Genomic DNA, 13927 nt, shown 5'->3' on the forward strand with positions numbered 1-13927 from the left:
CTTATTGTGAATGGCAAATGGCTAAATTACTTCACAGCGCCAATCATCACCCCCTGATTGAAATACTTTTGAACGAATGGATACATACACATGATTGGAAGCGTCGAGACGATAATAACGGAATAGCGCATTAGGTTCGCTAGTCGCAGGGCAATAAGCGCCGCTTCGCCTGTTCCCATGCTTGACTGCATTTGGTTCGTAATTAATATGTTCCTAAGCACAAGCTGCAAGGGATACAAATCCTGATCCTTTAAGTAAATGAGTGCATTAAAATAGGAATTCCAGTAGCCAACCGCCGTCCATAAAGCCAAAACAGACAAAATGGCTTTTGACAGCGGCAGCACGATTTGCACATAATACTTCAGGTTGCCGCAGCCATCAAGCTGCGCGGCTTCCCACAAATCGCCAGGTATGCTCGACTGGAAAAACGTACGCGCCACAATGATATTAAACACGGCAACAGAGAATGGCAGTACCATAACTAGAAAAGTGTCATACAAATGAAAGTCGCGGATCGTCAAAAATGTAGGAATGAGACCGCCATTAAAAAACATCGTGAATATAAAAAATATATTGATGCTCTTGCGGCCTACAAGATCTTTTCTGGAAAGTGCATAAGCTGCCGAAACATTGATCGCCAAGCTAATGATCGTCCCTATTACGGTATACAGGAGCGTATTTCGGTAGCCGATCCATATGTTTGAATGATTCAATAATTCCTTATAGCCATCGAGCGTAAAGCCTTTTGGCAAAACCCACATTTGACCGTTAGCGACGGCGGCAGGATCACTGAATGATGCGATGACGATAAAATAAATCGGATAAACGATTAGGATCAGCATCACAATCGCAAACAAATATAACAACCATTCCATGGCGTCGAAGGAACGCCTTTTTTGTTTATGCAAAGCCGGTTGTGCTGCGGTTTCCATTGTGCTCATCCGTATCCTTCCTTTCTGTTACCACAGGCTGTTTTCGCTGTATTTTTTGGCTGCCTGATTAACTAGAATCAGTAATATAAAGCTAATGATCGTATTAAACAGATTGATCGCCGAGGAGAAGCTGTACTGGCTGCTCAGCATCCCGATTTTATATACATAGGTAGCAATAACCTCGCTGGAGGAAATGTTCAAATTATTTTGCATCAAATAAACCTTTTCAAATCCGACACCTAGCAGTCCGCCAATTCGAAGGATCAGCAATGTGATGGCCGTTGGGAGCAGCATCGGAATATCAATGAAACGTATTCTTTGCCAGCGGCTTGCCCCATCCACCTTCGCTGCTTCATAAAGGCTTGGATCAACAGCGGATAACGCCGCAATGAAGATAATGCTGTCCCAGCCAGCGTGCTGCCAAACATCCGTCCATACATAAACGCTGGTAAACCATTCCGCTGAGCCCATCAAGTTAGGAGCCTCAGCACCAAACAAGCGAAAGATATTGCCCATTAGCCCGGTGCTCGGTGAGGATAAAATGAGGATCAGACCCACCATTACAACGGTAGAAATAAAATGCGGCATATAGGTTACCGTCTGAAATACTTGCTTAAACCGGTTCACTCGCATTTGATTGATCATCAGCGCGAGCATAATCGGTATTGGAAAAGTAGCTATGCTATAGAAGCTAATAATCAACGTGTTTTTAATTGTGCTGGAAAATTGATAGGAGTTGAAAAACTTCTCAAAGTACTTGAACCCTGCCCAAGGACTGTCCATAATTCCGAGAGCAGGACTGTAATCTTTAAAAGCAATCAGCACCCCATACATCGGCTTATAAGAAAAAAGCAGAAGCAGCACAACTGCTGGCAGCAGCAAAACATACAAGCCCCAATTCTTTCTTATCCGGCCAATCGTTTGCTGCATATTCATGTTTAATTGGCTGGTCTTCAATGAAATTCCCCCATCCTTCATTCGTCTGCGTCCATGTTGTTTCGTCACACTCTCTCTTGCCTCTTTATTATAGAGGCTGCTTTGAGAACAATTCGGACTATTCTAAATGGCTATTCGGACTTTTCATCCCATTCATCTAATGGTTTGGCAGCAGAATGCTAAAAATAAAAAAAAGACTGACACTATCCAGACTTTCTTGCGTTTTTTTCGGACTTTCATGTGAAAACGGGCTAGACCCGCCTCTCATTCTACTGCGTTTGCATTATAATTGGTTTTACTAGCAGACAGAAAGCCCGAAAAGAGAGGAAGCTAATGAGACCTATGACAAAACGCAAACCCGGCAAATCCTATCCGATTAGGCACTACGTAAAAGTGATGCTCTTGATTTTAGTCTCTGTATTAGTACTGGATTGCATTATTAGTATCGTCGCTATTTCCATGGTCAAGCAGCAAACGACACGGTATTTGCAAAACACCGCGAATATGTACATTAATCAAATCAATCTTGATTTCTCCAATATTAATCAATACATGGGCTGGACGCTCGCAAACGATGAAAACGTAAAAAAGATGAAGCAATTTCGCTCCACCGATAACGAATTTATTAAAGCAAATACAGAACTGTACAGGCGTTTCTCCGAGCTCCAAAAAAATTACGAGAAAAAGTATAATTTCTTCATCTATTTAGAAGATCAAAAATACTTTTTAAATTCCTCACCAACCAATGTGTTGTACCCCGATTATTTATCGTTAAAAAAACAAATCGCATCCTATGTACAAGATAAAAATTCGCTTGAAACCTATTATTCCAACTGGTCGCTTATCCAGCTGAATGCGAAATATTTTATCATTAATATCGTGCCATTTCATGAAAGCTACCTGATTTGTCTCATTTCGGCTGATGAACTGATTGGTCCGCTTCAGCAAATGGATCTTGGCGGCAACGGGTTTGTATCCTTAATAGATCATACCGGCAATGTCATCAATAATCTGTCGAGGGATAAGGGCACTGAGGTCCGTAACAACGAGCAAAAGAAAACGCTGCTAGGCATGATCCAGACCACAACAACCGTCAGCAAACCATTTGCAAACGCAACCTTTGGCGTGAAAATGTTCATCAAGTTTGGCGCGTTTGAGAAAATTATGATTGCCCAGCTGCTCATTATGCTCCTTGCTGCTATTGTTGCTTGTGCCCTATGCGGCATCATGGTATATTTCAATATCCTGATTTTAAGACCGCTCAAAAACTTTTCATTCAGCCTGACGCAGTTTAATGAAGACAGCAAACCGCTCGATCTCAAGATGAACAAAATCGTTGAGCTGGAATATGCCAATAAACTGTTCAAAAACCTGCTGGAGCAAATTCGAATTTTCAAAATCGATATTTATGAGCATGAAATTGAAAAACAAAAGATTCAGCTCGATTATATGAAATTACAGATCAAGCCTCACTTTTTTTTGAACTGCTTAACCAACATTCACAGCATGGCTCAAATGCAAATGTTCGAGGAAATTCAAAGCATGGCCATTTCAACGTCCAACTATTTTCGTTATATTTTTCAAAATGGGGAAGATTTCGTGAAGCTGGACGATGAGATTGATCATGTTCGCATTTATTTGGAAATTCAAAAACATCGTTACAGAGATGCCTTCTCCTATCATATTCATCAAGGCCAAGACACGGGCAAGATGAGAATTCCGCCGCTTGTGCTTCAGACCTTCATCGAAAATTCAGTGAAATATGCTGTTTCGCGTGTACAGGAGGTTCAAATTAGGCTGGATGTTGATGTGGAAAGGGAATCCGAGGAAGAGGTTGCTGTTATTCGTATATCCGATACCGGCCCTGGTTTTGACACGGATATATTGGAAAGGCTTGAAAGTGGACAGCCGCTTGATCAAGCAGACGGGAATCACATCGGCATCATGAACACAGTACAACGTTTGGAGTACTTATATCACCGCAAGGCTAAAATTCATTTTTCCAATATTGATGCTGGAGGGGCTTGCGTGACGATATACCTTCCTCATCCTACGCAGGATACACCGTGAAAGGAGTAACAACAAATGAATGTACTGCTTGTAGATGACGACTATTTTGTTGTGACCGCACTAGAGAAAAAGGTCGATTGGCAGGCATTATCGATTGATCATGTCTATACTGCTTTTAATATCGCCCACGCGCAGGAGCTGCTCAAGCAGCATCCGATTCACATTTTACTTTGCGACATCGAAATGCCGCAGGGCAGCGGGCTTGAGCTGCTTGCTTGGATTCGTGAAGAGAAATACAATATTCAGACCATATTTCTGACCAATTATGCTGATTTCAACTACGCGCAAAAAGCGATTGAGCTGCAGAGCTTTGATTATTTTCTAAAACCAATTGAATTTGACAAGCTGACGCTAATTATTCAGAAAGCCATCTTCAAAGCTAACGAACAGCAGGGCGTCGCCAAGGCGGTTCAAGAAGGCTACTACTGGCAAAAAAATCAAAAAAACGTACAGGAGCATTTTTGGCGTAAGCTTGTGACGGGGAAAACAACCTATTCTACCCCCTCCAACATTTCCTATTTGATTGCAGAGCAGAATCTCCCTTACGCTTTATCAGACTTGGTACTGCCTGTCCTTATTCATGTATTTCCTCACGAGGAAAGCCTAGAAAAAAAAGACAAGGATCTATTTGATTTTGCGCTTATGAATGTGCTGCATGAGCTGTTCCAGAATAAACGTTTTACAGTCGAATCGATATTGGAGTTCAAGGAGTCCAATTGGATGGCGATACTGAAATGGAAGGACATTCCCGACAGCGGAATCATTGAAAACATTTGCGCTACCTTCATTCAAAGAGCAAGTACATTTCTCAAATGTGATGCAAGCTGCAATATAGCAAGCACCGGAAAACTGGAGGCCATCCATCACGTCATGAAGGATTTGCTTAGCATGAATGAGAAGATCATTAAATATCGAAATCAAACCTTTTTGCTGGAGCATTTCAATCAGCAAGAAACTTCTTATATACCGCCTAACTTAATGCTTTTGGAGCAGCTGCTGGAGCAAAATAATCCAAGCTCCTTCCTTGCGGAAACGAGCTCATATTTGCACAATATCACCCAAAAGCAAATGCTGAATGCTTCTGTGCTGAGTTTGTTTCGGCTGGATATCGTTCAGCTTGTTTATGCGTATCTCAAGAGCAAAGAAATTCAAGCACATAAAATGTATACGGGAAGAACCAATGACCAAATGTTTATGCAATCGTTGAACTCCATAGAGGATATGGAGAACTATCTTCAATATCTGGTGAATACGGCGACAGAGTACCGAAATTTCACGGAGCAGCCCAAGTCCGTCGTAGAAGAAATCAAGCAGCATATTCACAGCCATTGCGGAGATGAGCTGACCAGAACGAGCCTGGCGGAAACCGTCTATCTTAATCCTGATTATTTGGCTCGATTGTTTAAGAAAGAAACGGGCATTTCATTAGGGAATTATATTATTCAAGTGCGCATCAAGGCCGCCAAGCATTTGCTCGAAACCACACAGTTATCGGTTAATACAATCGCCAGCAAAACCGGATACACGAACTACTCTTATTTTACCAAGCTGTTCAAGCAGGAGATCGGCTGTACGCCTAATGAGTTTAGGAAAATGCAAAATGGTCTCAAACAGTGACACTGACGATTATTTTATAAAATCCTTCCATATTTGAATCATAACTTGAGGTCCTATTTCTTGAGGATAAAGTAATAAACAAATAAATGAAGTTAGGATTATAGTCGTTAACCATATATAGAATTTTATTTTTTTACTCAATTCAGCTTTTATTGTTACGGTTAGTACTGTTATGATAATGCCACTATTAATCAAAAAAATCATTGGGACTGCGATTATTCTTCCTAGTCCTGTAAACGGGTATAGTTTGAACAGTATATTTACTAATAATATAGAGGGGATCAAGCCTGCAATACAAAGTAAGATTCTTAAGCTGAATTTTTTCAATCTTCATTTCTCCATTCTTGAATCGAAACTCATCTTCGTGCAAAGACACGATAAGGAATAGTTTAGGAAAATGCATAATGAAAATAGATCTAGAAAATAGACTTAAGCTTGCTCAGCACCCGTATAAAAGCACTTTATGAGTCGTTTCAACAAAAAAAATCTAAAATCTAGATCTATTTTCGCCAAATGAGTCTTACTCGCAAAAATAGATCTAGATAATAGATTTAAGTCTGATCATCTTATTCCGTTTACATTATGTAGGGGCTGTTAATTGAAAGAAAATCCATCTTTGAGTCTACTGACTAATGATTTTCTCTTTTCTTTTATCCCCCATACGAGCCCTAAAATGATTGGTGGATAGTAGATTGGATTCATCCAGCTATATGTACCATCTAATAATAAATCGCCTAATAAAATCTCATCTTTCTCGTCAACCTTTAGTGACCAATTTCCACTATAAGCATGTTTCCCCTTGTTGCTTTTTATATATTTGATTGCTCTATTGAAATCGAACGTCTCAACTAAAGACTTGTCCACGTCTTCGCACATCGATGAATACTTTTCCTCTTTTTGCTTCCACGAGAAGTTTGAATCCCATATCTCAATAAGCTGAAATCCAAATAACTGTTCCTCAATTATTTGTTTAAGTTTATCCGATAGATAGATCTCGTCGAGTATATGATCACCTTCATGTAACCTCACCCTAAAAATGTCATGGCCTTCCACTACTTCTTGGCGGAAAGCAAATTGTTCATACCCTATTAATCTGCCTGATCCATCTATTCTTTTTTCTAGCGACTGGTCTGGGTCAACACAATCTAAAGCGGTAAGTACATTTAGGACATAAAGCTCAGAATCTGAAATGAGGGGTAAAAACTCCACATTAATATTCGGAATTTGTAAGATTAAATCTTTGGCTCTGGCGCTAACGATGAGTGAGCCTCCAGTTCTATACATAAAATCAGAAGGTTTATTCCTATCCTCAATGGAAACACGCAGTGCCGTCCAATTACTTGCAACTGATTTGCACTCTTTAAATAGCTTCCTCATATTTGCGTAGTCATCGTAATTCACATAACTTGCCGAGTTAAATGCCGGATGATAATCAAGCCACCATATTTTCATAACGTACACTTCCTCAATTATAATTTGCACGCACGAACCCTCATCAGCTCAAACCATCCAATGAGAGCTTTATATCATAAAAGTGGCCGATATACTCATGTTAAGAAAACCTGAATTTTCTCAAGCAGCCTATTCCATTCGATAGGCTTAGTATCAAAATCATCGCATCCCGCTTCAAAGGCTTTATCCCGATCACTTGCCATCGCATGGGCGGTCAAGGCGATAATCGGAATATGATTGGTCCCCTCAGCTGCCTTCAGTTCCCTTGTAGCGTCCCAGCCGTCAATGACGGGCAAGCTCATATCCATCAAGATGAGATTAGGCGACTCCGACTTTGCCATCTCTACCCCTTGCAGGCCATCGGATGCCATGACCACTTGATAACCTTTGCGGATCAAGCGGCGCGACAACATATCCCGGTTCATCTCGTTGTCTTCAACCAACAAAATTTTATACATGTTCTCCCCCCTCTGCAAGCGAGAGCGCAATCAAATGGCGTACTTCATGCAAGAGAGCCTTGCGATCCAGATGTCCCTTTTGCACGATGTTCTCTACACAGCCATTAAGCCTCCGCCGATCTTCTTCCGTTATACTTTTTGCTGTCACAACGACAACCGGGATCGGTCTCCATTCCTCGTGCTCACGCATCGCCGCAACAAACTCAAAGCCATCCATTTCCGGCATCATAAGATCTAATAAAATTAAATGAGGCGCTTCCTCTTGCATGCGCTGCAGTGCGTGATGCCCATTGCCGGCCCTTGTCACGCGGTAGCCTTCCCGCTTCAGCAGCTTTGTCATCATGTCACTTGTCACCGCATCGTCTTCAATGACCAGCACAGAGTGCGACTGGCGCTCAGGTATATACTTATCTAATGTAGAGATCAATCGCTCCCGATAAATCGGCTTCGTTAGAAATTCCGACGCGCCAAGCGCATAAGCCAAATGCTGCTCGTCCATCATGGAAATCATTACAACAGGAATATGCGCAAGCTCAGAATCATTCTTGAGTGCTGCCAGTACGTTCCAACCGTCCATTCCGGGCATGAGCACATCAAGCGCAATGACGGCTGGCTTCAACGTCTTCGCTAAGCGGACACCCTCTTGCCCTGATGGGGCGAGCTGTACGTTCCACTCCTCATTCCCCAAATAATACTGCATTAGCCGAAGCATCGCTGGATCATCGTCGATGACGAGAATCGTTCTAGCCCCTTCCATGGGAAAGCTTTCATCACTATGTATTAAGGCATTTAGTTGTTCAGAGTCAGCATTCTCCAGCAGGGGAAGCCAGATAGTGAACGTAGTACCTTCACCTACTATGCTGCTCGCGTTTATGTTGCCTCCCATCATATAGCATAGGCTTTGGCTAATGGCGAGCCCCAAGCCGGTACCGCCATATTTTTTCGTTGTCGACGAATCCGCTTGTTTAAACGCTTGAAAAATTTGATCCATCTGCTCCGCAGTCATCCCGATGCCAGTATCTTGTACCCGGAATACAATGCCAGGCAGTCCCGCCTCACTCTCAAATTCCACTTGCAGCGTTACTGTTCCATCCTTCGTGAACTTGCTTGCGTTGCTGAGCAAATTAAATAGGATTTGACGGAGCTTTGTTATGTCGGTTTTGATCGAGCCTTCCGTGCATTCTACCTTGATCTGGTTCTTATTCACTTCCATTAGCGGATGCACAGTCGTTACAATGTCATGAATAATGCTCGGAATATCACATTGCTCCAAGTATAATTCCATTTTGCCTGCTTCGATTTTGGACAAGTCGAGTATATCGTTTATGAGTGTGAGCAAATGCCTGCCGGCATTATTAATCTTGTTAAGATCTTCGGCAAAAGCAGGTTCGCCCATCTCTTCCATGTCTTCCTTCAGCATTTCGCTATAACCGATAATTGCGTTCAGAGGAGTCCGCAATTCATGGCTCATGCTCGCCAGAAATTGGCTTTTGATCTGACTGGCTTCCACTGCTTCATCGCGGGCTTTCGACAACTCAAGCGTCCGTTCTTTCACAAGCTCCTCCAGCTGATCATTTAATTGCCTCAGCTCTTGGTTAACATAATAGATCTCACGAGTTTTTTCCTCGGCAATCTTCTCGGCTGCTTGGCGAGCCTTCTTCTCCCGCTCAAGCTGCCTGCGGACTACATCAATATCATTCATGGCATGGTTCACCCCACTTGGGTTAATTCAAAACGGGCAGACGTTCCATCTGCCAAATCGATTCTTTTCACATCTATTGCTTCTCCATAGTGCGCCACGCAGCCTAAAATAAGTCCTTCAGCCAAATCAGCGAACGGCCGTGAGGAGTTGTACATCATAATCAAAGTACCCGGTATAGAAGTGTCATATTGAAACGCTGGAAGCTCCGCTCCAGGATAAAGCTTGCGCACTTCTACATGGATATAGCTGTCGACCTTCTGCAAAAACTCAAATACGGTGCTATTCTCCACCATAAAGTCAGGATGCATATCTAGCAGCTGGCCAAATAAATATTCGCCAAATGTTCGAATGAGGTCAGGCACAGGGATCTGGGTTCGAGCGTTAAGCTCTACGATCAATTTAATCATCTCATGATGGTCATATGTGCCAACCGTTGTATAGCTTCCTCCTGAAGGCAGCTCCGCTGCTTCAATAATTTGGTCTACCAGCTTCAGTGAAAACTTATTTTCTACCATTTCCAAAAAAGATGTGAACACCATTCCTTTCACAACTGAACACCCTCTCGTTCTCTCTCATCTTCACTGCTGCTTTCTATCACACGCAAAAAAGCCTCTACGACCTTAGGATCAAAATGAACTCCGCTCTGAAGCTTAATTTCAGCAATGGCTTCCTCTTGTGTCCATGCTCGTTTGTACGGTCGCTCATGCGTCAGGGCATCGTAGAAATCAGCGATCGCCACAATTCTACCGGCAAGTGGAATATCTTCTCCGCTAAGTCCATTCGGATAACCTGTCCCATTCCATTTCTCATGATGAGACAGCGCGATGCTTTTGGCTAATTGCAGAACTGGGAACTGGCTTCCCTCCAAAATGCTGGCGCCAATTTCCGTATGCAGCTTCATCTTTTCGAATTCCTCCGGCAAGAATCTTCCCGGCTTCAGCAGGATGCTGTCTGAGATTCCGATTTTTCCGATATCATGCAAAGGTGCTGCCCGTCTAATAAGAGCTGCTTCCTCTGCCGACAACCCTAAATCAGTTGCAAGTCTTCCAGCCATATCACCCACTCGCTGCGTATGCTGCCCCGTCTCATCATCACGATATTCCGCGGTACGCCCCAGTACGTTCAAAATTTCATTTTTGGCCTGTTCGATTTCTTTGGTACGTTCGCGAACCCGCTGCTCCAAATTGTAGTTTTGCTCTTGAAGCTTCAGATGGTAATATCTTGTCTTCAAAAAGTTTTGAATGCGCAGGACAACTTCCATCCGATCAAAAGGTTTTGTAATAAAATCGTTGGCGCCTTCATGCAGCACCCGCGTTCTGGCCTCAGGTGTCACATCCGCTGTTAAGACAAGTACTGGCAAATATTCGCCTTCTTGCTTCCATTTCCTTAAATGCTGCAGCGCCGACAATCCATCCATAACAGGCATATGTAAATCTAACAAAATAATATCGGGCTGATTGGCCCGGTATAGCGTCTCTAGCTGCGTTGCATCTGTGGTCGTGAACAAATTCGTATAACCCGCTCGTGACAATATACGCTCTAGGAGACTGATATTATATTCCTGATCATCTACAATCAGAAACTTTGCGGATTTCATCCATAGCTCATCCATAATTTATCCTCATTTGTTCTTCGGTTATTAGATAATCTTTCCATACTTGCTATCATTATAGATCATCATTCGACATTAATCGAGAGAGTTCTTGCTAAGCTTTTGATTTCGAAAATAGGATAAGGAAGGGAATTTCTTATATTTTGTCGAAATGTAATCATTGCCATAATGAACCGAGTAGGAGTTGGTTAGCAAATGAATCATGCTCATGGAACATACGATATCGTATTGGTCATCTTTTCATATCTTGTAGCGGTCGTTGCCTCTTATACGGTGCTTGATTTGGTCGGACGAATAAGTACTACGCATAATAGAAAACGATGGTTATGGCTCCTATTTGGCGCTTGCGCTATGGGTATGGGCATATGGTCGATGCATTTTGTTGGAATGCTCGCCTTTTCGCTGCCCGTTCCCATTGCATATCATATGCCAACCGTTGTTCTGTCGGTTATTGTAGCTATAGTAGCGTCTTTTTTGGCCCTTCATATCGTCGGTAGAAACCAGCTTTCACTGCCTCAATTGCTGAGCGGGGGAATATTGCTGGCAAGCGGTATAGTAACGATGCATTACATCGGCATGGAAGCAATGATGATTGAGATCACCTACGATCCTATTTATTTCTCGTTATCTATTATTATTGCTGTTGTGGCCTCAGTTGCGGCCTTGTGGCTTTCATTTTATTTTCGTAAAGGCAGTGAGAACAAGCGCGGACATATGTGGAAGAAGCTGGGTAGTGGATTGTTAATGGGCGCTGCAGTCGTTGGCATGCATTATATCGGCATGATGGCTGCGCATTTTGATATAGACAATATCCATTTACACAGTGCGGAATCTGGGATGATTCTGAATCAACAATGGCTCGCTTATATCATTTCCGGAGGAACGCTGTTTACATTAGGCATGTCCCTTATCGGTATCTATATTTCCAATAAATTCTCTGTTAAAGACTCTGAAATACAAGATAAGTCGGATGAGATTCTAAAAATAAACCATGAATTGCGGCAGCTCAACGAACACTTGGAGCAGATGGTTAAGGAGCGGACAGCGCAGCTCGAGCAGGCCCATGATGAAGCGATTAAAGCCAATCGAATCAAGAGCCAATTTCTTGCCAATATGAGCCATGAGCTTCGGACACCGCTGAACGCCATCATTGGCTATAGTGAGATGCTGATCGAGGAGGCAGAGGAGCTCGGTGAGCAGACGTTTGTAGAGGATTTAGGCAAAATCGGAAAAAGCGGAAGGCATCTGCTCTCCCTTATTAACGATATTTTGGACATTTCAAAAATTGAAGAAGGCAAGATGGAAATCCATGAAGAGATGTTTCAGGTTCATGATTTAATCCAAGATGTCATGACAACCATAAAACCGCTTATTGAAAGTAATGGCAACCAGCTGCAAACTCACTATGTACGAGGTGAAATGATGGCTGATGTTACAAAGCTGCGCCAAATCCTATTAAATTTGCTTAGCAATGCTAGCAAATTCACCCATAATGGAGCTATTCAATTTAACGTCTATGCAGAAGATAAGGAAGGACAACCAGGCTTTAGCTTTCTTATCAAAGATTCCGGCATCGGCATGAGCCCTGAGCAGCTGGACAAATTATTTCAGCCGTTCACCCAAGCCGATGCTTCCACCACTCGCAAATACGGCGGCACTGGACTTGGGCTTGCCATAAGCAGCCGATTCTGTTCCATAATGGGCGGACATATTTCCGTTGAGAGCGAGCCCGGGGTGGGAAGCATCTTCATTTGCTGGATTCCAATCTCGCGAGCCTAGAATTCGTAAAAGCTCAAATAATGGCTTTATGTAAAGTTCAAACAAAAAAAGCACCGGGTTCTCTTTACGAGACTTTTCCGGCGCTTCTTTTTGAATACTTTTTTCTAGAAAATAGCTGGTCAGGCATGCATACATAAGTAATGCCCGCCTCAGCTCGTAATACCGACCTTCTACAGTCATCCGTCCCAGCCTGATGATKAGCTTTCTAGTTCAACCTTTCTAACTTTCCTTCGCTGCTTCTACTTATCCTGTGTCAATAATTGAACAGCTTCCTTTATTTGAACTTCAATATCATGAGGCGTGTAGCCTAACCAAGTATCCATGCTAATATCGTAAATATGATTATCTTTAACAGCCGTGAGATTTTTCCACAACGAGCTTTGCTTTATCTCGTCCAAACGCTTAGTTGTATCCTCTCCCTCAAGCAAGGTCAGAAACACATAATCAGCGTCGTAATCCGGAAGCACCTCCAAGGAGATCGGAACTGCCCACAAATTCGGATCCTTCTCTATTTCCTTATGAACGAGAGCAGGCGGAGTGAGTCCAAGCGCTTTATAAAGCGTAAAGCCCATATTGCGAACGCCATAGACATAAAATTGTTTCGGGTCCACTCTATAAATAGCAAAAGTTTTGCCCTCGCCAATTTTACCGATAATTTCATCTTTTGCTGTTTTCATTTTCTCATCGAAATCCGTTTTCCATGCTGCTGCTTCCTGCTTACGATTCAGAATATCTCCTATAACCTCAACGTGGCCGAATACATCGTAATCCATCCATGGAACAACAACCGTTGGAGCTATTTTTGTAAGCTTGTCATAAACGTCCTTCTCAATGTCACCAGCAATAATCAAGTCAGGCTGCAATGACACGATTTTCTCGTAGTTTATTTGATCTGCGCTTCCAACGTCCTCAATACCTTTAAAGTCCGCATCCGTTGTTTCAAGCAAATGGCTTGAAGCTCCGATTGGTTTAAGACCTACCTTAAGCATATGGCTGGCATATTGGAGTGTAACGACTTTTTCCGGGTTGACCGGGATCTTCGTTTCTCCAAAGAAATGTTTATAAACCCGCGTTTCGGTCGTACTTTCATTAGATGCCTTCTCATTCTGTGAAGCCGCGTCGTTCTGCTCAAGGTTTGACGTTGCTTGTGGATTCGTTTCTGCCTTCCCGCATGCCGCTAATGCTAATACAAATAAAAGCATACTCATGCATATGAATACGTTTTTCTTCAAGATGATATCCCCCAGTAATGTGTAGCTATATTTTTGGACGCAGCTAAGCTTACTTTTTCCCAGTAATACTGGGCTAAAAGTTCTCATCCGCCTCTTTCATTGATAAAGATTATCATTATTAATTAGATGCGTCAATG

11 protein-coding genes are annotated in these 13927 nt (G+C 42.6%); 3 read left to right on the forward strand and 8 right to left on the reverse strand.

Features of this window, described 5'->3' with window-relative positions:
• Positions 1–26: 26 nt before the first annotated feature.
• Positions 27–932, reverse strand: a complete 906-nt coding sequence (locus AC1DM9_RS24705; RefSeq protein WP_430056181.1) for a carbohydrate ABC transporter permease — start codon at positions 930–932, stop codon at positions 27–29.
• A 27-nt stretch (positions 933–959) separates the two neighbouring features.
• Entirely contained in the window at positions 960–1868 is a 909-nt protein-coding gene (locus AC1DM9_RS24710) for an ABC transporter permease (protein WP_076268873.1), read from the reverse strand.
• Between the two features lie 342 nt (positions 1869–2210).
• On the opposite strand from AC1DM9_RS24710, the gene AC1DM9_RS24715 reads away from it, so the two are divergent.
• A complete protein-coding gene (locus AC1DM9_RS24715) occupies positions 2211–3938 on the forward strand; it encodes a sensor histidine kinase (RefSeq protein WP_477510210.1) in 1728 nt (575 codons plus the stop codon).
• Between the two features lie 15 nt (positions 3939–3953).
• Positions 3954–5555: a response regulator transcription factor gene (locus AC1DM9_RS24720; protein ID WP_477510209.1), complete on the forward strand. Its 1602-nt coding sequence runs from the start codon at positions 3954–3956 to the stop codon at positions 5553–5555.
• A gap of 594 nt (positions 5556–6149) precedes the next feature.
• Here the strand turns inward: AC1DM9_RS24720 and AC1DM9_RS24725 are convergent.
• The 5 genes from AC1DM9_RS24725 to AC1DM9_RS24745 form a co-directional block, all read right to left on the reverse strand.
• Positions 6150–7007: an imm11 family protein gene (locus tag AC1DM9_RS24725; RefSeq protein ID WP_477582720.1), complete on the reverse strand. Its 858-nt coding sequence runs from the start codon at positions 7005–7007 to the stop codon at positions 6150–6152.
• A 95-nt stretch (positions 7008–7102) separates the two neighbouring features.
• Positions 7103–7465 carry a response regulator gene (locus AC1DM9_RS24730; protein WP_477582722.1) on the reverse strand — a complete coding sequence of 121 codons (363 nt, stop codon included), beginning with the start codon at positions 7463–7465 and terminating at the stop codon, positions 7103–7105.
• Positions 7458–9167: a response regulator gene (locus tag AC1DM9_RS24735; RefSeq protein WP_477582724.1), complete on the reverse strand. Its 1710-nt coding sequence runs from the start codon at positions 9165–9167 to the stop codon at positions 7458–7460. The genes AC1DM9_RS24730 and AC1DM9_RS24735 overlap by 8 nt, the downstream gene beginning before the upstream one ends.
• An 8-nt stretch (positions 9168–9175) precedes the next feature.
• Positions 9176–9706 carry a heme NO-binding domain-containing protein gene (locus AC1DM9_RS24740; RefSeq protein WP_477582781.1) on the reverse strand — a complete coding sequence of 177 codons (531 nt, stop codon included), beginning with the start codon at positions 9704–9706 and terminating at the stop codon, positions 9176–9178.
• 5 nt (positions 9707–9711) lie between these two features.
• Positions 9712–10779, reverse strand: a complete 1068-nt coding sequence (locus tag AC1DM9_RS24745; protein WP_475446055.1) for an HD-GYP domain-containing protein — start codon at positions 10777–10779, stop codon at positions 9712–9714.
• Positions 10780–10974: 195 nt separating this feature from the next.
• Here AC1DM9_RS24745 and AC1DM9_RS24750 point away from each other — a divergent pair, with 195 nt between their 5' ends.
• Complete coding sequence (locus tag AC1DM9_RS24750) at positions 10975–12558, forward strand: sensor histidine kinase (RefSeq protein ID WP_477582727.1); 1584 nt, start codon at positions 10975–10977, stop codon at positions 12556–12558.
• Between the two features lie 239 nt (positions 12559–12797).
• Here the strand turns inward: AC1DM9_RS24750 and AC1DM9_RS24755 are convergent, their stop codons facing one another.
• Positions 12798–13766 carry an ABC transporter substrate-binding protein gene (locus tag AC1DM9_RS24755; RefSeq protein ID WP_477582729.1) on the reverse strand — a complete coding sequence of 323 codons (969 nt, stop codon included), beginning with the start codon at positions 13764–13766 and terminating at the stop codon, positions 12798–12800.
• Positions 13767–13927: the final 161 nt, after the last annotated feature.

Source organism: Paenibacillus sp. 01T431, from assembly GCF_056398625.1.